General features: G+C 60.5%; 14 protein-coding genes. 5 read left to right on the top strand and 9 right to left on the bottom strand.

Annotation, left to right across the window (positions count from 1 at the left end):
- Positions 1–16: 16 nt before the first annotated feature.
- Complete coding sequence (locus tag Q4Q11_RS03900; protein WP_112507132.1) at positions 17–676, bottom strand: invasion associated locus B family protein; 660 nt, start codon at positions 674–676, stop codon at positions 17–19.
- A 264-nt stretch (positions 677–940) separates the two neighbouring features.
- Between Q4Q11_RS03900 and Q4Q11_RS03905 the strand changes: the two genes are divergently transcribed.
- Entirely contained in the window at positions 941–2,749 is a 1,809-nt protein-coding gene (locus tag Q4Q11_RS03905) for an extracellular solute-binding protein (protein WP_498568718.1), read from the top strand.
- Between the two features lie 92 nt (positions 2,750–2,841).
- Positions 2,842–3,513 carry a DsbA family oxidoreductase gene (locus Q4Q11_RS03910; RefSeq protein ID WP_498568719.1) on the top strand — a complete coding sequence of 224 codons (672 nt, stop codon included), beginning with the start codon at positions 2,842–2,844 and terminating at the stop codon, positions 3,511–3,513.
- A 76-nt stretch (positions 3,514–3,589) separates the two neighbouring features.
- Here the strand turns inward: Q4Q11_RS03910 and Q4Q11_RS03915 are convergent, their stop codons facing one another.
- Positions 3,590–4,177, bottom strand: a complete 588-nt coding sequence (locus Q4Q11_RS03915; RefSeq protein ID WP_498568720.1) for a TetR/AcrR family transcriptional regulator — start codon at positions 4,175–4,177, stop codon at positions 3,590–3,592.
- A gap of 169 nt (positions 4,178–4,346) precedes the next feature.
- On the opposite strand from Q4Q11_RS03915, the gene Q4Q11_RS03920 reads away from it, so the two are divergent.
- Together Q4Q11_RS03920 and ubiA are read left to right on the top strand one after the other, a co-directional pair.
- Positions 4,347–4,769 (top strand): RidA family protein, encoded by a 423-nt coding sequence (locus Q4Q11_RS03920; protein WP_498568721.1) that lies wholly within the window; start codon positions 4,347–4,349, stop codon positions 4,767–4,769.
- Between the two features lie 149 nt (positions 4,770–4,918).
- Positions 4,919–5,833 (top strand): 4-hydroxybenzoate octaprenyltransferase, encoded by a 915-nt coding sequence (gene ubiA / locus Q4Q11_RS03925; RefSeq protein WP_498568722.1) that lies wholly within the window; start codon positions 4,919–4,921, stop codon positions 5,831–5,833.
- Between the two features lie 81 nt (positions 5,834–5,914).
- Here the strand turns inward: ubiA and mfd are convergent, their stop codons facing one another.
- Both mfd and Q4Q11_RS03935 read right to left on the bottom strand, forming a co-directional pair.
- Positions 5,915–9,415, bottom strand: a complete 3,501-nt coding sequence (mfd, locus tag Q4Q11_RS03930; RefSeq protein ID WP_498568723.1) for a transcription-repair coupling factor — start codon at positions 9,413–9,415, stop codon at positions 5,915–5,917.
- Positions 9,412–9,726: an FAD assembly factor SdhE gene (locus Q4Q11_RS03935; protein WP_498568724.1), complete on the bottom strand. Its 315-nt coding sequence runs from the start codon at positions 9,724–9,726 to the stop codon at positions 9,412–9,414. Before Q4Q11_RS03935 ends, mfd begins: the two co-directional genes overlap by 4 nt.
- 173 nt (positions 9,727–9,899) lie before the next feature.
- On the opposite strand from Q4Q11_RS03935, the gene recG reads away from it, so the two are divergent.
- A complete protein-coding gene (gene recG, locus Q4Q11_RS03940) occupies positions 9,900–12,005 on the top strand; it encodes an ATP-dependent DNA helicase RecG (RefSeq protein ID WP_498568725.1) in 2,106 nt (701 codons plus the stop codon).
- A 41-nt stretch (positions 12,006–12,046) separates the two neighbouring features.
- Here the strand turns inward: recG and Q4Q11_RS03945 are convergent, their stop codons facing one another.
- The 5 genes from Q4Q11_RS03945 to Q4Q11_RS03965 form a co-directional block, all read right to left on the bottom strand.
- On the bottom strand, positions 12,047–13,534 hold the full coding sequence (locus Q4Q11_RS03945; RefSeq protein ID WP_498568731.1) for an esterase-like activity of phytase family protein: 1,488 nt from the start codon (positions 13,532–13,534) through the stop codon (positions 12,047–12,049).
- Positions 13,535–13,773: 239 nt separating this feature from the next.
- The gene (locus Q4Q11_RS03950) at positions 13,774–14,472 is read right to left on the bottom strand and encodes a DUF502 domain-containing protein (RefSeq protein ID WP_498568726.1); all 699 of its coding nucleotides are present in this window, start codon (positions 14,470–14,472) and stop codon (positions 13,774–13,776) included.
- A gap of 178 nt (positions 14,473–14,650) precedes the next feature.
- Positions 14,651–16,477, bottom strand: a complete 1,827-nt coding sequence (gene glmS, locus Q4Q11_RS03955; protein WP_112507150.1) for a glutamine--fructose-6-phosphate transaminase (isomerizing) — start codon at positions 16,475–16,477, stop codon at positions 14,651–14,653.
- Positions 16,478–16,586: 109 nt separating this feature from the next.
- Entirely contained in the window at positions 16,587–17,948 is a 1,362-nt protein-coding gene (glmU, locus tag Q4Q11_RS03960; RefSeq protein WP_498568727.1) for a bifunctional UDP-N-acetylglucosamine diphosphorylase/glucosamine-1-phosphate N-acetyltransferase GlmU, read from the bottom strand.
- Between the two features lie 101 nt (positions 17,949–18,049).
- Positions 18,050–18,796, bottom strand: a complete 747-nt coding sequence (locus tag Q4Q11_RS03965; protein WP_113215472.1) for a FadR/GntR family transcriptional regulator — start codon at positions 18,794–18,796, stop codon at positions 18,050–18,052.
- Between the last annotated feature and the right edge of the window lie 12 nt (positions 18,797–18,808).

Here is an 18,808-nt window from a genome sequence, read left to right on the forward strand (position 1 = left end):
AATGGAATCAGCCAGCTTACTGCTGCTTGGCGGCCTTCTGGGCGTCTTCCAGCTTCTTGCGGGCTTCCTCTGCCTTCTTCTGCATGCTGTCCTGCAGGCTCTTCTGGCTTTCGGCAAGCTTGCTGTCGGAGATTGCCGGGCCATCATAGGCGGCGCCGAAGCCCGTCAGCGAGATCTTGATCGGGTTCGGAGCGCGGCGGAAGTTGACCGAGGTGAAGGTCACGTCGGTGCCCTTCTTCAGCGAAGCGATCATCGCATCCGTCAGGGGAACTTCGGCGGTGCACTTGTCCGGAAGGCAGACGGCGTAGTCGAGCTTCTGACCCTTGCCGCCATCGACCTGCATGGTGATGCCGGGCGGAATCAGGCGAGCCGTCGGAACGGAAATCTGCAGGATCTTGCGGTTGACCTTGCCATCGACGGAGATGAGGCCGACAGCCGTCACGAGCTGGCCGTTGTTTGCCATGATCAGGTTCTGCACGATGCAGATATCGGCATCATCCTGCTTGGCGCAGGTCTTGTACCAGCCCAGACGCGGCTGGTTGGGATCGCTGGCGCCGTCGGCAGGAGCTGCGTTGGACGCATCCTGAGCAAAGGCAGCAGCCGGCATGGCCGCACCGATCATGAGAGCCAGAGCAGAGAGACCTGCCCGCATTTTGTTGTCAGTCTTGAACATCATAGCGAAACCGCCTCCTGAAATCCGCTTCGGGACGACGGCGTGCCGTCCCATGCTATTCGGGTCAAACCGTCGTCCACCTGTCGAATGAATAAGGCAAATACATGACCCGAGAAACCCGGCACCCCTGTTACATCGCACTGGAACGGATATCCAGCTTTTCTTTGGCCTTTTCTGTCGAGACCCAAGATTTCCGCAGCCGCGTGTTGAATTCGGCACGCTCATGATAAGGTCTGGCCGAATCGTACCCTTACCGGAAAGGATGCCATGCAAGCGCTCCGGATCGCTGTCTTCCTGTTCTTCGCAGCCTTGTGCAACGCCGCAGCGGCGCAACCGCTCTATGGTATCGCCATGCATGGAGATCCTGCACTGCCGGCGGACTTCAAGCATTTCCCTTACGTCAATCCGAATGTCAAAAAGGGCGGCCATATCAGTTATGGCGTCGTCGGCACCTTCGACAATCTCAATCCCTTCATTCTGAAGAGCATGCGCACAACGGCGCGCGGCATGTGGGACCCGGAATACGGCAATCTCGTCTACGAATCGCTGATGCAACGATCGAGCGACGAGCCCTTCACCCTTTACGGATTGCTGGCGCAGACGGTCGAATGGGACGACAATCGCAGCTTTATCCAGTTCAACCTCGATCCGAAGGCCAGATGGTCGGACGGGCAGCCGGTGACACCGGACGATGTAATCTTTACCTTCCAGCTTCTGCGCGAAAAAGGTCGCCCCAACCTTTCATCTCCGTTGAAAGGAGTCGCCAAGATGGAGAAGGTCGGCGAGCGTAGCGTGCTGATCCACTTCAACGAGGCAGCGAACCGCGAAACACCGCTGATCATTGCCATGCTGCCGATCCTGCCGAAGCACGTCATCGATGCGGATAATTTCGAGCGCACAACACTCGCCATTCCCGTCGGCTCCGGGCCTTACAAGATCAAGAGCATCGATCCAGGCCAGCGCATCATCTATCAGCGGGATCCCGACTATTGGGGAAAGGATATTCCCACGAAAGTCGGCGTCGATAACTACGACGAGATATCCGTTACCTATTTCCTGCAGGAGACCACGCTGTTCGAATCGTTCAAGAAGGGCGATATCGACGTCTATCCCGACGGCAGCCCCAGCCACTGGCAGGACGCGTATAATTTCCCAGCCGTCAGCTCCGGCGCCGTAGTCAAGGAGGCGTTTATGCCGAAAACGCCGAGCGGCATGCTGGGTTTCGTTTTTAACACGCGCCGACCGATTTTCGCCGACAAGAATGTACGCAAGGGTTTGACCCTCGCCTTCGATTTCGAATGGTTCAACCGCAGCCTTGCCTCCAATGCCTATACACGCACCGAAAGTTACTGGCAGAATTCCGACCTTTCCTCCTTCGGTGTGCCCGCAGATGCCAACGAACTCACCATGCTTGGCCCGATCAAGGACCATATCGACGCCGATGTGCTTGATGGCACCTACAAGCTGCCCGTCAGCGACGGCTCCGGCCGCGACCGCAAGATCCTGCGCAAGGCAGTCAACTTCCTCAAGCAGGGGGGCTACACGATCAAGGGCGAACGTATGGTCGACAGCGCCGGGCGGCAACTCAGCTTCGAGATCATGACACAGAATGCGGACCAGGAACGTATTGCAATTGCTTATCGCCGGTCGCTCGCGCTCCTCGGCATTGCCGTCACGATCCGCACTGTCGACGATTCGCAGTATCAGCTGCGGACGGGGAACTACGATTACGACATGATCTTGAAAGCCTATCCCTCCTCGCTATCTCCCGGCACGGAACAGCTTGGACGATGGGGATCGGCTGCGGCCAAGGCGGCAGGCAGTTTCAATTATGCCGGTGTCGCTGATCCTAATGTTGACGCTCTGATGGGACACTTCCTGACGGCCCATTCAGCTGAGGATTTCCGCGACGCAGTGCGCTCCTTCGACCGCATCTTGATATCTGGCTATTACATGGTGCCGCTCTATCATGTCGGTCAGCAATGGGCGGCACGGCGCAGTCGCATCGATCATCCAAACGTTCTGCCGCTCTATGGCTATTACCTGCCGGCATGGTGGGACGCCTCCGTGCAATAGCGTCCCATGGTTCCCTTTCGGTAACCGGTTGAAGCCATCGGCACAAAGGCCTAGATGGAAGAGAACAGCCCGAAAACCGAAAGGACAGAACCATGGAACGCATCACGATCGACATCGTCTCCGACGTCGTCTGCCCATGGTGCTATCTCGGCAAGGCTCGTCTGGAACTGGCGATCGCCGAGGTGCAGGGCGAAGTCGGCGTCGACCTCAACTGGCGGCCCTACCGTCTCAATCCGGACTATCCGCCCGAAGGCGTCGACCAGAAGAAGGCTCTCGAGCAGAAGCTCGGCGGCGCGGAACGTGTCGCGCAGGGGCACAAGATGCTGACCGATCTCGGCCGCGACGTGGGTATCAAATTCGATTTCGACGCCATCAAGATCGGCCCCAACACGCTCGACGCACACCGCCTCATCCACTGGGCCGTCACCGAAAGCCGGGAGAAGCAGGACAAGGTGGTGGATGCCCTGTTCAAGGCCAATTTCGAAGAGGGCCGCAACGTCGGCGACCGTGCGGTTCTGCTCGACATCGCGGAAAAGGCCGGGCTCGACCGCTCCGTCATATCAACCCTGCTTGCCTCCGATGCAGATCGCGATCTCATCGTCGGCGAAATCGACGCCGCCCAGAAGATCGGCGTCAACGGCGTGCCCTTCTTCATCTTCGACCAGCAATATGCCGTGAGCGGCGCGCAGACTCCGGATGTGCTTGCAAGCGCACTGCAGGATATCGCCAAGATGAAGGCGGAGGCGCGGGCGGGGATGAATTGAACGCGGCTCGGTGTTCCATATAGCTGAAAGGGCTTCCGCGACGCCGATAGCGGAATTCATCCAGCGATAACCGGCATCAGGCCTTAGCCAGCAATCCCGAAGCCATTGCCCGGAAGGCTTCTACCGCCTTGGGCAACACATCAGTCGGATTCTCGCTGGCGGCAACCCAGAGGGCTGCATTCAGCGCAGCGCCTGACAGGAGCCGGGCTGCCGCCTCGGCATCCACCGGCTTGACGACCCCCTGCTCCAGAAGATTCGACACCGTCTGCCGGGTGCCGGCGAGACAGCTGTTCTGGCTGGGCCATTTCGAAGGATCGCCCAGAACGGCTGGGCCATCGAGCAGAACGATGCGCTGCACCTCGGGATCGAGCGCCATCTTGATATAGGCTTCGCCTTCCGCAAGCAGCCCTTGCCAGCCGCCGCCCGCCTGCGTGCCGATTTCCTTCGCCCGCAACGCCATCTCATTGTCGATGTGATCCACGATCACGGCGAGCAATCCGCGCTTGTCTCCGAAATTGTGGTAGAGAGCACCCCTCGTCAGACCGGCATCCGCCGTCAACTCATCCATCGAAGCCGCGGCGAACCCTTTCTCGGCGAAGGCTTTTCTTGCAGCGGCAATCAGCTTGTTGCGGTTTTCTTCCATCGTTTCCAGGCGCTTTGCCATATCACCCTCCAAGTTCGTATACGCCTCGTATTTGAAATATTGACATACGGAACGTATGCGAATATGTCACATACATTCCGTATATCAAATAGGACGGCGCTTTGGAATGGCCGCGCAAGCTTGCGCCTTTCCTACCATTTCACGTCAACGCAAATGAGAGGCGAATATGATGACGACCAGGAATGCGATTTTCCCGAAGAACAGACATGCGCTTTACGAGGAGCATGGCTATTCCGCCGCGATTCGTTCCGGCGATCTGCTGTTCGTCTCCGGCCAGGTCGGCAGCCGCACCGATGGGAGCCCCGAGCCGGATTTCGAAAAACAGGTCCAGCTCGCCTTCGACAATCTGAAAGCGACTCTGGAGGCGGCAGGCTGCACTTTCGACGACATCATCGATGTCACGACGTTCCACACAGATCCCGAGCAGCAGTTCGGTACGATCATGACCGGCAAGAACCGGGTCTTCAGCGAAAAACCCTATCCGAACTGGACGGCTGTCGGCGTCAACTGGCTGGCTGGCTTCGATTTCGAAATCAAGGTCCTCGCGCGCATTCCAGATGCTGGAGAGGCGGGCAAACCGGAAGCGGCGTAAGGCATAATCAGATTCCGACCCACGGCAAAAAAGGCAGCCGTGGGTCGAAAATCACATCGAAGCGAAATTGACGCAACCGCGCTTCAGGCCGTTGCGACATGTGCCGAAGTCGCTATTTTCCTTCGGCCATTAAACTGCGGATTTCGATGATGAACGTTTCCATCCGTCCTGACCTAAGCGATATAAGACTCGGAGACTGGGTGGATCGTCGTTTGCCTGCGGCGTTGAGACCCTACACGCGGCTTGCGCGGCTGGATCGGCCGGTTGGCATTTGGCTGACGCTTTTTCCCTGCTGGGCAGCGCTGATCCAAGCCTCGCATGGTTTTCCAGACCTCAGACAACTGGCCATCTTCTCGCTGGGTGCATCGCTGATGAGAAGCGCCGGCTCGACGGTCAACGACATTGCCGATCGAAAGTTTGATGGGCATGTCGAGCGCACACGCTTTCGGCCATTGGCGAGCGGACAGATCGGCGTGCCGTGGGCACTCATGTTCCTGGCGGTGGAACTCGCATTGGCCGCTTCGCTCCTTCTCTTCCTGACATCCTACACACGTGTCATCGCCATCTGCGTCCTGCCGCTTGTCTTTGTCTATCCGCTCTGCAAGCGCTTCACTTATTGGCCGCAGGCCATTCTTGGCGCGGCATTCAACTGGGGAATGGTGATGGCATGGTCGGAGATCACAGGCGAGATCCCCGCCGGAGCGCTCCTGATGTGGCTCGGAGCCATCGCCTGGCAGATCGGCTACGATACCGTTTATGCCTATGTCGATGTTCGGGACGACATGCAACTGGGCTTGAAGTCGACCGCCATACTGTTTGGCAACCGTGGCAGGGCATGTATCGGCCTATTCTATGCCGTGGCTGTCGCAGCATGGTCGGTCGGGGGATGGATGACCGGCATGTCATTGCCCTATGCCGTCGGAATGCTAGTCATCGCCGCACATCTCGGCTGGCAGACATGGCGCCTCGATCTTGCGCGGCCCGAGATCAATTACAGACTGTTTTTGGCGAATATCCTGACAGGCATATTGCTGGCGGCCACAGTCTTCGCTGGAACGCTGTAAGCAGTCCAACCAGACAGAGAGTTGGCGTTCGATAGCCTTCCCTACGATCCTGCCGGTGCGGCCTTCGGCTACGATGCCTTCCTACTTCGCCAATTCCGCCAGCTGCGTCATGACAACCGCCGCTCCCTGCAGCCGCTTCTCCGGCGTCGGAAGATCGCGCGTCAGGAACACGCTCTGGTCGGGACGGATCTTGGCCATCGTGCCCTGCTTGGCGATGTAGCCGACGAGATTGGCGGGATTCGGGAATTCCTTGTTGCGGAACTGCACGACGACGCCCTTCGGGCCGGCGTCCAGCTTCTCGACATTGGCGATGCGGCAGAGCGACTTGATGTAGACGATCTTGAGGAGGTGTTGCACCTCGATCGGCAACGGACCGAAACGATCGATCATCTCGGCGCCGAAACCGTCGATCTCCTTGATTTCGGTGATCTCGCCGAGACGACGATAAAGCGCCATGCGCAGATGCAAATCCGGCACGTAATCGTCGGGGATCATGACCGGCGTGCCGACGGAGATCTGCGGCGACCAGCCGGTATCCTGGATCTCGTCGACGCCCTTGACCTCGGCAACCGCCTCCTCGAGCATCTGCTGGTAAAGCTCGAAGCCCACTTCCTTGATATGCCCCGACTGTTCCTCGCCGAGCAGATTGCCGGCGCCGCGAATATCGAGATCGTGGCTGGCGAGCTGGAAGCCGGCGCCGAGCGTGTCGAGCGACTGCAGCACTTTCAGCCGGCGCTCGGCCGTCGTGGTCAGCACCTTGTTGACCGGCAGGGTGAAGAGCGCGAAAGCGCGGACCTTGGAGCGGCCGACACGGCCGCGAAGCTGATAGAGCTGGGCGAGGCCAAACATGTCGGCACGATGGACGATCAGCGTGTTGGCCGTCGGCACGTCTAGGCCGGATTCGACGATGGTGGTGGAGAGCAGCACATCGTAACGGCCTTCGTAGAAGGCATTCATGATGTCTTCCAGCTCGCCGGCCGGCATCTGGCCGTGCGCGACCGCCACCTTCAGCTCCGGCACATCCGATTGCAGGAAGGCATGGATATCGGCGAGATCGGCGAGACGCGGACAGACATAGAAGCTCTGGCCACCGCGATAATGCTCGCGCATCAGCGTCTCACGGATCACGAGGGAATCGAAGGGCGAGATGAAGGTGCGCACCGCCATGCGGTCGACCGGCGGCGTGGTGATGAGCGACAGTTCGCGCACACCCGTCATCGCCAGCTGCAGCGTGCGCGGGATCGGCGTCGCCGAGAGCGTCAGCACATGCACGTCGCTCTTCAGCTCCTTCAGGCGCTCCTTGTGCTTCACGCCGAAATGCTGCTCCTCGTCGATGACCAGCAGGCCGAGATTGGCGAACTTGATGCCGGCGCCGAGCAACGCGTGCGTGCCGACGACGATATCCGTCTTGCCCTCGGCCACTTCCTTCTTGGTAAGCGCCAGATCCTTGGAACCGACCAGACGAGACGCTTGCTGCACGCGGATCGGCAGACCGCGGAAACGCTCGGAGAAGGTCTTGAAATGCTGGCGCGAAAGCAGGGTCGTCGGCACGACGACGGCGACCTGCACGCCATTCATGGCCGCCACAAAGGCGGCACGCAGGGCCACTTCCGTCTTGCCGAAGCCGACGTCGCCGCAGACGAGGCGGTCCATCGGCCGTCCGGCGCCGAGATCGTCGCGCACCGCCTCGATGGCGTTCATCTGGTCGTCGGTCTCGTCATAAGGAAAACGCGCGGCGAACTCGTCGTAGAGGCCATCCGGAGTGCTGAGCACGGGCGCATGGCGGGTCAGGCGTTCTGCCGCGACGCGGATCAAGGCACCTGCCATATCCAGCAGACGCTTCTTAAGCTTGGCCTTGCGCATCTGCCAGGCGCCGCCGCCGAGCTTGTCAAGCTGCGCCTCGGTGCCCTCGCCGCCATAGCGCGACAGGAGATCGATGTTTTCGACCGGCAGGAACAGCTTGGCCTCGTCGGCATATTGCAGCTCAAGGCAGGCATGCGGCGCCCCGGCAGCCTCGATAGTCCGGAGCCCGACGAAGCGGCCAATGCCATGCTCGGCATGAACGACGATCGAGCCTTCGTCCAGGCCTGCCACTTCCGAGATGAAATCGGCGGCCCGCTTGCGGCGCTTCGAGCGACGCACCATGCGGTCGCCGAGAATATCCTGCTCGCCGATGACGATCAGATCGCCGGCCTCGAAACCGGCTTCCAGGCTGAGCACCGCCGCTGCCGCCTCGCCCTTCGCCAGGCCGCCGAGATCCTTGAACGCCTCGATCGTCTTGACGCGCGCCAGCCCATGTTCGGAGAGCACCTGCAAGAGGCGATCGAGCGAGCCTTCGGTCCAGGCCGAAATCAGCACCTTGCCGCCCGCAGCCCGCTTGTCGGCGATATGCTTGACGACGGCGTCGAAGACGTTGACGCGCTCGCTATCGGTTGTGTCGGTCGCTGACCGCGCCCAGCGCGGCCCCTGGCGGGCATCAAGCTCGATGACGCGACGCGCCTCGCCCTCATGTTCGTTGAAGGGCGAAATGCGGACGGCGCCGAAGGCATCGAGCGCATTGCCGAAGGCCTTGCCATCCAGATAGAGCTGGCCCGGCGTCACGGGCTTATAAGGGGTGCCCTGCGCCATCTGACCTTTGGCAGGCTGGCCGGATTGAAGGCGGGCGTCGTAATAGTCGAAAACGAGCTTGGAGCGCTCCTCGGCCGCCTCGCGTACGGTATGGTCCGTCACCAGCCGGAAGCCTTTAAGGTAGTCGAAGACCGTCTCCAGCTTCTCGTAGAAGAGCGGCAGCCAATGTTCCATGCCGGCGTAGCGACGCCCTTCTGACACGGCGAGATAGAGCGCGTCGTCGCGCGTGGCGGCGCCAAAGGCGGAGAGATAGTTCTTGCGGAAGCGGCTGATCGTATCCGGCGTCAGCGTCACTTCGCTCATCGGATTGAGATCGAGCGAGCGGACCTGCCCGGTCGTGCGCTGGCTGGCGGGATCGAAGCTGCGGATGCTTTCCAGCGTATCGCCGAAGAAATCCAGGCGCACCGGTTCCTCGGTGCCCGGAACGAAGACATCGAGAATGCCGCCGCGCACGGCATATTCGCCGACCTCGCGCACGGTCGCCACGCGCTCGAAGCCGTTGCGCTCCAGGCGGGCCGCGATATCGTCCATCCGGACCTGGTTGCCCGGTCGGGCAGAAAACGCCAGGCTCTCGATAATGTCCTGCGGCGACACTTTCTGCAGCATGGCATTGACGGTTACCAGCACCACCGCCGCATGCGGCTTGCGATGATGGGCAATGAGGCCAGACAGCGCCGCAAGGCGTCGCGCAGACGTGTCGGAACTTGGGGAAACGCGGTCATAGGGAAGGCAGTCCCAGGCCGGCAGGGTGAGGACCGGAATTTCAGGCGCGATGAAGCCAAGCATCTGCTCGACGTCGGCCATATGCTGGCCGTCGGACATGACATAGGCGATCGGCTGGCCGGCTCTCGCCATTTCGGCAACCAGGAACGGCTCGAGACCGGCCGGGACATGCCCGATCGTCATCGGCTCACTGGCGGCGAGCAGCTTCTTCGCGTCGAAACCGGGGATCATTTCGCTAATCCGAACCTTTCGGCGATCTCTTCGAAATCGGGCTTGTACGAGGCCAAACGCTCAAAGAGCGGGGTCTGCAGGTGCTGCGGCGTCGGCTGGCTGCCGAGGATCCACTTGAGCAGATCATTGTCTTCCTCGGCCATGATGCGCTCCAGCTCGTCGAGATCGGCTTCGGCAAGGCCTGGCAGCTCGTTATCGGCAAACTGGCCGAAGACCAGATCCATCTCGCGGATGCCGCGATGCCAGCAACGGAAAAGGATGCGCCGACGGCGAGGATCGAGATCGGCACTGCTGAGGGTAAGCCCAGTCATCAAGAACACCTTTATGTTGATGCGTCTCTATAAAACCAGCGTTGTAAGGTGGGAACCGGTTTTTCAGAAAAAAGCACCTGCAACGCAATTTTCCGGGGAGCGTTTGATACAATGGAGCCGAGTTCCCGCGCGCCCCTTGCCAAATACGCCCCGCCCGTCGCATTTTGCCCACCATGCGTCCCGCCATCCTTGATCCGCTATTTGCCTCCATCTCTTCGCTGCCCGGCGTCGGGCCGAAAGCATCCGAGCTGCTGGTCAAGTTGCTCGACCGCGAAACCATCGACGATTGCCGCGTCATCGACCTTATTTTCCACGCGCCGCATTCGATCATCGACCGGCGCGAACAGCCTGGCATCGCCCGCGCGCCGCAGGGCGCCATCGTCACCATCACCGGCCGCGTCGATCGCCATCAGCCGCCGCCCAACGCGCGCAGCAACGTGCCCTATCGCGTCTATCTGCATGACGAAACAGGCGAGCTTGCGCTGGTCTTCTTCCGCGGTAAGGCGCAATGGCTGGAAAAGCAGTTGCCGATCGACGAGACCGTCACCGTCAGCGGCAAGGTGGACTGGTTCAACGGCCGTCCGTCCATGGTGCACCCGGACTATATCATGCGCGAGAGCGAGGCGGAAAACCTGCCGCTGGTCGAACCGGTCTATCCGCTAACCGCCGGGCTGACGCCGAAGTTCCTGCGCAAGACCATCGAGACGGCGCTGCCGCGCATCCCGCAACTGCCCGAATGGGATGATGTCGCCCTTACTCAAAAGCAGGGCTTTCCCTCGATCTCCGACAGCTTCCACATGCTGCATGCGCCGCGGGACGCCGCCGATATCGATCCGCAGGCGCCTGCCCGCCGCCGGCTTGCCTATGATGAGTTCCTGGCGGGGCAGCTGTCTCTCTCCCTCGTGCGCCAGAGACTGCGCAAGGTTGCCGGTCAGCCCGTGCACGCAACCGGAGAAATCAGCGGCAAGATACTGGAATTCCTTCCATTTTCTATGACGAACAGCCAGCGCGATGCGATTGCGGATATTCTCAGGGATATGGCCGGCACGGAACGCATGCTCCGGCTGCTGCAGGGCGATGTCGGCGCGGGAAAGACGCTGGTTGCGCTGATGGCAATCGCCGCCGTGATCGAAAGCGGCGGTCAGGCGGTGCTGATGGCGCCGACCGAAATTCTGGCGCGGCAGCATCATCTAACGATTTCAAAATTCGCAGCAAATGCAAACATTTCTGTCGAAGTTCTAACAGGCCGCACGAAGGGCCGCGAGCGGGATGCGATCCTGGAGCGCATCGCTTCGGGAGAAGCGCAGATCATCATCGGCACCCACGCCCTGTTTCAGGACAGCGTTGCCTATGCCAACCTGATGCTGGCCGTCGTCGATGAGCAGCATCGCTTCGGCGTTCACCAGCGCATGCGCCTGACCGCGAAGGGCATCTCGCCGCATATGCTCGTCATGACCGCAACACCGATCCCGCGAACGCTGGTACTGGCCGCCTTCGGCGACATGGACGTTTCCAAGCTTACTGAGAAGCCGGCGGGTCGCAAGCCGATTCAGACGATCACCATTCCGAACGAGCGAACCGGCGATATCGTTGCCCGCTTGAAGAGTGCCTTATCGGAAGGCAAAAAAGCCTATTGGATATGCCCACTTGTCGAAGAATCCGAAGAATCCGATTTAATGTCCGTCGAGGAACGCCATGAAACGCTGACGAAGGCACTCGGCCCCGGTATCGGCCTGATCCATGGCCGAATGAGCGGCCCGGAAAAAGATGCCGTCATGATGGCCTTCAAGAACGGCGAGATCCGTCTGCTGGTCGCCACGACCGTGGTGGAAGTGGGCGTCGATGTGCCGGACGCGACGATCATGGTCATCGAACATGCGGAGCGTTTCGGTCTGGCGCAGCTTCACCAGCTGCGCGGCCGCGTCGGCCGCGGCGACGAAGCATCCACCTGCATCCTGCTCTACAAAGGCCCGCTCGGCGAAACAGGGCATGCGCGGCTGTCGATCATGCGCGAGACCGAGGACGGCTTCCGGATTGCCGAGGAGGATTTGAAACTGCGTGGCGAAGGTGAGCTTCTCGGAACGCGCCAGTCGGGCACGCCTGGCTTCCGTATTGCCAGTCTGGAAGCCCATGCCGACCTCCTGGAAATCGCCCGCAAGGATGCCGCCTATCTGATCGAGCGCGATCCGGAGCTGACGAGCGAGCGGGGTGTGGCGGTGCGCACGCTGCTCTATCTCTTCCGCCGCGACGAAGCCATCCGCTTCCTGCGGGCGGGATGAGCGGATGGACGCGGTAACCGCGCCCATCCCTTTTCGCGACATTACTTGGCGGAGAGGCCTGGAATGGTGACTTGGAACACTTGGAACATGGTGTCGACATCGGCGCCGCTGTCATCCTTGTAGGCGGCGCCGACCTGGAAGCCGTCCTGCGTGATGAAGTCGTTATCGTTGGCGACGAACAGGAAGTAATCGTCCGGCAGCTTCGGATCCTGGACGCTGGCGAGCGACATGGCTTCCCACTTTTCCGAGAGATTGTTGCGATCGTTCGGAGCGCCGTTGTGAAGGCCAAAGCGAGCAAGATCGGCGCTGTCGTTGATGTCGATGAACTGGCTGAGGACAGCCGGCTTGACCGAGGGATCGAGAACGCCCTTCGGAGCGACAGCGGTATCGCCGTCGAACCTGCCGCCGGCAATGTCGGTGGCGGCGGACACATCGACGGTGACAACACTGCGATAGATCGACTTGTCACCCTTCTGGCCGTAGCCGTTGTTGCTGTCGCGCGCGAGCATCAGGAAGCTTGTTGGTGAAAGCGCCACGATTTCGCTCTGGGCGGCGACGGCGGTCTTGCCCTTGTCGTTGGTGAAAACCGGCAAAGGCACGACATATTCGTGCACCAGTTTCAGGTGATCGAGATCGGCAGCGTCGTAGACCAGGGCGCGTGTGTTCTGTCTCGTCGAGCTGGAATCACCACCATCCTGACGGGTCGCGGACTGGAGTACGGCGATCAGGAACTTGCCGTCGGGGGTCAGGGACATGCCCTCGAAGCCCTGGTTGTTCTGACGCCCGCTCGTCGGGTCCTTCGGATCGGGAGCCGCTTCGCCAGGGCCTGGATTGTTCGAGGAGAAATTCACCGTGCCGTGTCGCATCGGCAGAAACGCGGCCGGCGGTGCCGTGGCCGAGATCATCTTTCCATCCGCCGAGAAGCGGTAGATGTAGGGACCGTATTCATCGCTGATGAACATCGAGCCATCGGGCAGCCGCACAATGGCCTCGTTGTCGAGCGAGATCTTGCCGTTCGGCGCCTGCGGCAGCAACGGCATGGCGCCTTCCGGATTGCGGACGCCGTTCGCCGGATCGAGCCCCGTGGTTTCGGTGCCCTTATTGTCCCTCAGCAGCAGCGTATCCGCGAGCTTGGCTTCGACACCCGACTGTTCTTTGCCGGCCGGCGGCGTTGCACCGGGAGCGACCGGCGTCAGCTTGATATCGATGGTGTTGAGACGCGCGCCGTAATCCGTGGTGCCGGCGACATTGTAGCCGCGGTCCGGCAGCAGCCACAGCGAACCTTTGTAGGTGCCGTCGGCATTGCGGGTCCAGTTCTTAATGTCGATCGACATGCCCGAGCCGGAACCGAAGGTTTCGCCGAACTTGTCCCGCTGATTGGCTGGAATGCGACCGATGGCGACGCGGCCCTTATTGACGAGCGTCACGCCTTGAACGGTTACGGACGTATCGGCGAGTACCGCGGCCGGCGCGGCGAAAACGAATGTGGCGAGTGCAGCCGACAGGAGCCGCGAGCTCTTCGAACGCATATAGGTCAAGACAATATCCTCCTGATGAAAGCCCTTATGGAGACAACGGCATCCATCTCCGGCCCGATTTCAGATCGGGTCAGAAAACGACAGCCCGGCACGGAAGCGCCGGGCATCCGATGATGAGACGCATCCGGCAATCTGTCCCCAACGACGCTCTAAGGTGTCAATATGATAGGGACATGACAGTTCGCGCAATACGCGAGGTCACCCATCCAACTATAGGAACCGGAGCAATTCTAGGAGAGGGACTTTATGGGAACGGGTTGCCGCAGTTCCTTGGCCGCGACCAGCTCCTTATATTCTGGCGCAACGAGACCGCCCGATATCAGGAGCTTGGCGCCATCCTCGGGACTCATGTCGAGCACCGTAATCTTGTCGCGAGGAACGAAGACAAGAAAACCGGCCGTCGGCACGGGTGTAGGCGGCAGGAAGACCGCCACCATGTCCTGCCCCATGGCGTTGAACTTCGAGGCGATCTCGCCTTTGGCATCCGTCGATATGAAAACCATGGACCAGAGGCCCGGGCTCGGATACTCGATCAGCCCGACCTTCTTGAAGGAGGTGCCCTGCTCCTTCAGCACCGTTTCGAATATCTGCTTGACGCTTTTGTAGATCGTCCGCACCAGCGGAACGCGATTGACGATCAACTCGCCGAAGCGGACGATGCTCTGGCCGATCAGGTTCTTGGCCAGGAAACCGACCAGCGTGATGAAGATCATCGCGATCAGCAGGCCGGTGCCGGGAACGGCGAAATTCAGATAGCTCTCAGGGTCGTAGCGCGCGGGAATATAGGGGCGAACCCAACTGTCGGCCCAATGAACGACGGACCAGGTCAGCCAAAGCGTGATTGCTATCGGAGCACAGATAATGAGGCCGGCCAGGAAATTGTTTCTGATCCGCATGGTTACGGACATCTTGATGAGCTTTTCAGTCATTCGCCGCTCGAAAACTCCGTTCCGTCGCCCACCCCTAACCGGCAAAACCTCCCCACCATCTCCGTCCAGGAAACGTGCCAGAAATCATCAATGCATACAACCCGTCAGTCACGCCGCCAAGCCGAACAGACGCCCGGCTCACGACGACGTGAAAGCAAAAGCGTGACCGCAGGCGGGCCTATTCCACCGTCACCGATTTGGCAAGGTTGCGCGGCTGATCGACATCGGTGCCCATGAAGACGGCGGTGTGATAGGCAAGCAATTGAATCGGCAGCGAAAAGATAATCGGCGCGATGATTTCATCGACGACCGGCAGGGTAATGGTCGCCATGGTCGGCAATGTCGACGCGGCGGCACCTTTCGCATCCGTGATGAAAATGATTCGCCCGCCGCGCGCCGCCACTTCCTGCATGTTGGAGACGGTCTTGTCGAAGAAGCGATCATGCGGGGCGATGACGATAACGGGCATGTTCTCGTCGATGAGCGCGATCGGACCATGCTTGAGCTCGCCGGCGGCGTAGCCTTCGGCATGAATGTAGGAAATCTCCTTAAGCTTCAGCGCGCCTTCCATGGCGAGCGGGAAGCTGGTGCCACGGCCGAGATAGAGCACATCCTTGTATTTCGAAATTTCACGGGAAAGGCTTTCAATCTGGGGCTGAATGATGTTCAGCACCTGCGCCATGATGCGCGGCATTTCGACGAGATGGTGCACCAGTTCCTTCTCGTCCGCGGCGCTGACGGTGCCGCGAGCGACACCGGCTCCGATCGCCAGAGATGCCAGAACCGCCAGCTGGCAGGTGAAGGCCTTCGTCGAAGCAACCCCGATCTCCGGACCGGCCATGATCGGGAATACGGCGTCGGATTCGCGCGCGATCGTCGATTCTTTCACGTTGACGACGGCACCGATCTTCAGGCCGTTGTCGCGGCAATAGCGCAGCGAAGCCAGCGTATCGGCCGTCTCGCCGGACTGAGAGATGAACAGCGCCGCCTGCGAAGGCTGCAGGGGCATTTCGCGGTATCGGAATTCGGAGGCAACATCAATTTCGACCGGAAGACGCGCATAGCGCTCGAACCAGTATTTGCCGACCAGGCCGGCGAGATAGGCCGTGCCGCAGGCGGAGATCGCCAGGCCCGATACCTTCCCAAAGTCGATGGCCGATACTTCGGGATGCACGCGGTGGCTGGCGAAATCGACATAGTGGCTGAGCGCATGGGAGATGACTTCGGGCTGCTCGTAGATTTCCTTTTCCATGAAATGGCGATGATTGCCTTTGTCGACGACATAGGCGGTCGCATGGGAAATCTGCCTGGGCCTTGTCACTTCCTTGCCAGTGTAATCGAGGATCGTGGCACCTGCGTGGGTGACGATCGCGCAATCGCCATCGACGAGGTAGGTGATCTCGCTGGTGAACGGTGCGAGCGCAATGGCATCCGAGCCGAGGAACATCTCGCCCTTGCCATGCCCGACTGCGAGCGGCGGACCGGAGCGTGCCGCCATCAGCGTGCCGGGATCGTTCTCGAACATCACAGCCAATGCGTAGGCGCCCGTCACGCGGTTCAGCATTTTGAGCATGGCAGCGCGGGAATCCAGCCCTTCGCGGATATAGTTCGCAAGCAGGTGCGCCACGACTTCCGTGTCCGTCTGCGAAGAAAACACCCTGCCCCCGGCCTTCAATTCCTCACGCAGTTCCGAGAAGTTTTCGATGATGCCGTTATGAACGACGGCAACGCCTTCGACGAAATGCGGGTGGGCATTGGTTTCATTCGGAACGCCATGGGTCGCCCAGCGCGTATGCGCGATGCCCGTCGTGCCCGGCAGAGGATCCGTTTCTAGCCGTTTCTCCAGATTGAACAGCTTTCCTTCCGCGCGGCGGCGATCCATCACGCCGTTATGGATCGTCGCAACGCCGGCCGAATCATAACCGCGATATTCGAGGCGCCGCAGCGCATCCACCAAGCGATCCGCCACAGGCGCCGTTCCGACGATCCCAACAATACCGCACATACAGCTCTCCGTCTGACCTCAGATTTGAGGGCAACTCCTAATCAATCCTGCAATTTTCTCAATTGCCACGACGGTCACTTTCGATTTCGGACCGTTACCTGAATCCGCTCTAGTGACCGCTCTTCTTCGCCGCCTTGATGGCCAAGGCTCGTTCGCGCAAGACCTTCGCACGCTCCGGCTTCACCTCCTGGCGTGCGCGGCCGAAGGCCAGCGCATCGGCTGGAACATCATCCGTGATGACGCTGCCGGAAGCGATATAGGCGCCGTCGCCGATGCGAATGGGGGCTACCAGCGAGGAATTGGAGCCGACAAAGGCATTGGCGCCTATATGGGTTTCGTACTTGTTCACCCCGTCATAATTGCAGGTGATCGTGCCCGCGCCGATATTGCTGCCAGACCCGACCGTCGCGTCGCCGATATAGGTCAGATGATTGACCTTGGCGCCCTCGCCGATCTTCCCGTTCTTGACCTCGCAGAAATTGCCGACCTTGGAACCGCCGGCAAGATTGGCGCCCGGACGCAGCCGCGCAAACGGCCCGACGGTCGCTCCGGCGCTGACGTGAGCGCCTTCGATATGCGAGAAGGCGTGGATGACCGCGCCTCCCTCGATTACCGCGCCTGGTCCGAAGACAACATTGGGCTCGATCAGCGCATCCTGGCCGATCACGGTGTCGTAGGCGAGGAACACCGTTTCCGGCGCAACCATGGTCACGCCCGACAGCATGAGCTCATGCCGGCGGCGCTCCTGCCACAGGCGCTCGATGACGGCGAGTTCGGCGCGGTTGTTGCAGCCTGTCATCTCGACCTCGGGCGCATCGACGGCAACGGCTCGGCCGCCCAGCGAGCGGGCAATCTCGACGAGGTCGGTGAGATAATACTCGCCCTTGGCATTGCTGTTGCCGATGCGATCGAGCAAATCGAGCGCCTTGCGGCCGTTGATCGCCATCAAGCCGCTGTTGCACCACGTTACCGCCAGCTCGGCATCGGTTGCGTCCTTCGCCTCGCGGATGGCGATCAATTCGCCGTCCTTGACCAGCAATCGGCCATAGGCATTGGGATGATCGGTGTGAAAGCCGATGACGACGACGTCGTTGCCGTCAGCCAGTCCCTGGCGGGCGGCGCGCAGCGGCGCGTCGGTCAGCAGCGGCACGTCTCCGTAGGCAACAAGAATATCGTCATATCCGCGGGCAATCGCCTCGCGCGCCGCCAGCACGGCATGACCGGTTCCGAGCCGCTCTTTCTGCAGATAGGAGTCGACATCTATGCCGCCGATCGACGCTGCGGCAGTGACTTCATCGGCGTTGCGCCCAACGACCAGAGCCGCCGCCGCTATATCGGTCCTGGCGATCGCCTCCATGACATGGGCGATCATCGGACGGGAGGCGATCGGATGCAGGACCTTCGACATCGACGATTTCATGCGGGTACTGTCGCCGGCGGCGAGGATGATGGCGAGACAGCTGCGTTCCATTTCAAGCTCCGAAATATACGGTCAGGCGTCGCCCGGGACCGGGCGAGTCCCCTCATAGCAACAAGTCGAGCGATGAACTATGGAGAAATTCAAAGCAAGGCTCAGGCCTCGACGAAAGCCTCGAAAGCTTCAAGAACGTGTTGACGTCCATCGATGATCACAAATTCCATCGCCTTATGGGCAGCCAGGCCGTCACGTGCCGCTATCGCATCCACTATGGCCATGTGCGTATCCGCAATATTGGCAAAACCATTGGCTGAAGGCGGCGCACTCATGCGAAACATGCCGACGAGTGCAGCTTCGATAAGCCCACCCAGCGATCGCATGAACGGATTCTGCGATGCCTCGGTGACGGCAAGATGGAAATGCAGATCGGCGATGGCGAGGCTGTCCGAGGTGTGATGAGGCTCAGCCATCGATGCCGCGAGACTGCGAAGCAGATCGATGTCCTCCCGGCTGGCCCGCTCGGCCACCAGACTGGCTGCGAAGGGCTCGAATGCCATGCGTATGTCGTAAAGGTGGAGAAGGAATTCCTTGTTGACCCCGCTCTCGAAATGCCAGTTGAGCACCTCGTTGTCGAACATGTTCCAATGGATCTTTTCGGTGACGCGCGTACCGACACGCGCGCGCGGCACGACCAGTCCCTTTGCGGCCAAGGTCTTCATGCTTTCGCGCAGAACGGTTCGGGATACCTTGAATCGTTGCAGAAGCTCGCTGTCGCCTGGAAGGATGCTTCCGATCGGAAATGCGCCAGAGACGATCGCCTTACCCAGTTCATCGACCACCTGAGCGTGGCTCGTGCGCGATTTTCCCTCGGATTTTCCGGTCTCAAGCAATCGGTCGCGCAAGCGTTCAGCCCT

This window comes from Rhizobium sp. UFLA01-1127, assembly GCF_059803845.1.

Bases quoted from the DNA above. Each gene is read 5' to 3' on its own strand.
- Q4Q11_RS03900 (WP_112507132.1), bottom strand. From the start codon at position 676: ATGATGTTCAAGACTGACAACAAAATGCGGGCAGGTCTCTCTGCTCTG.
- Q4Q11_RS03905 (WP_498568718.1), top strand. From the start codon at position 941: ATGCAAGCGCTCCGGATCGCTGTCTTCCTGTTCTTCGCAGCCTTGTGC.
- Q4Q11_RS03910 (WP_498568719.1), top strand. From the start codon at position 2,842: ATGGAACGCATCACGATCGACATCGTCTCCGACGTCGTCTGCCCATGG.
- Q4Q11_RS03915 (WP_498568720.1), bottom strand. From the start codon at position 4,177: ATGGCAAAGCGCCTGGAAACGATGGAAGAAAACCGCAACAAGCTGATT.
- Q4Q11_RS03920 (WP_498568721.1), top strand. From the start codon at position 4,347: ATGACGACCAGGAATGCGATTTTCCCGAAGAACAGACATGCGCTTTAC.
- ubiA (WP_498568722.1), top strand. From the start codon at position 4,919: ATGAACGTTTCCATCCGTCCTGACCTAAGCGATATAAGACTCGGAGAC.
- mfd (WP_498568723.1), bottom strand. From the start codon at position 9,415: ATGATCCCCGGTTTCGACGCGAAGAAGCTGCTCGCCGCCAGTGAGCCG.
- Q4Q11_RS03935 (WP_498568724.1), bottom strand. From the start codon at position 9,726: ATGACTGGGCTTACCCTCAGCAGTGCCGATCTCGATCCTCGCCGTCGG.
- recG (WP_498568725.1), top strand. From the start codon at position 9,900: ATGCGTCCCGCCATCCTTGATCCGCTATTTGCCTCCATCTCTTCGCTG.
- Q4Q11_RS03945 (WP_498568731.1), bottom strand. From the start codon at position 13,534: ATGCGTTCGAAGAGCTCGCGGCTCCTGTCGGCTGCACTCGCCACATTC.
- Q4Q11_RS03950 (WP_498568726.1), bottom strand. From the start codon at position 14,472: ATGACTGAAAAGCTCATCAAGATGTCCGTAACCATGCGGATCAGAAAC.
- glmS (WP_112507150.1), bottom strand. From the start codon at position 16,477: ATGTGCGGTATTGTTGGGATCGTCGGAACGGCGCCTGTGGCGGATCGC.
- glmU (WP_498568727.1), bottom strand. From the start codon at position 17,948: ATGGAACGCAGCTGTCTCGCCATCATCCTCGCCGCCGGCGACAGTACC.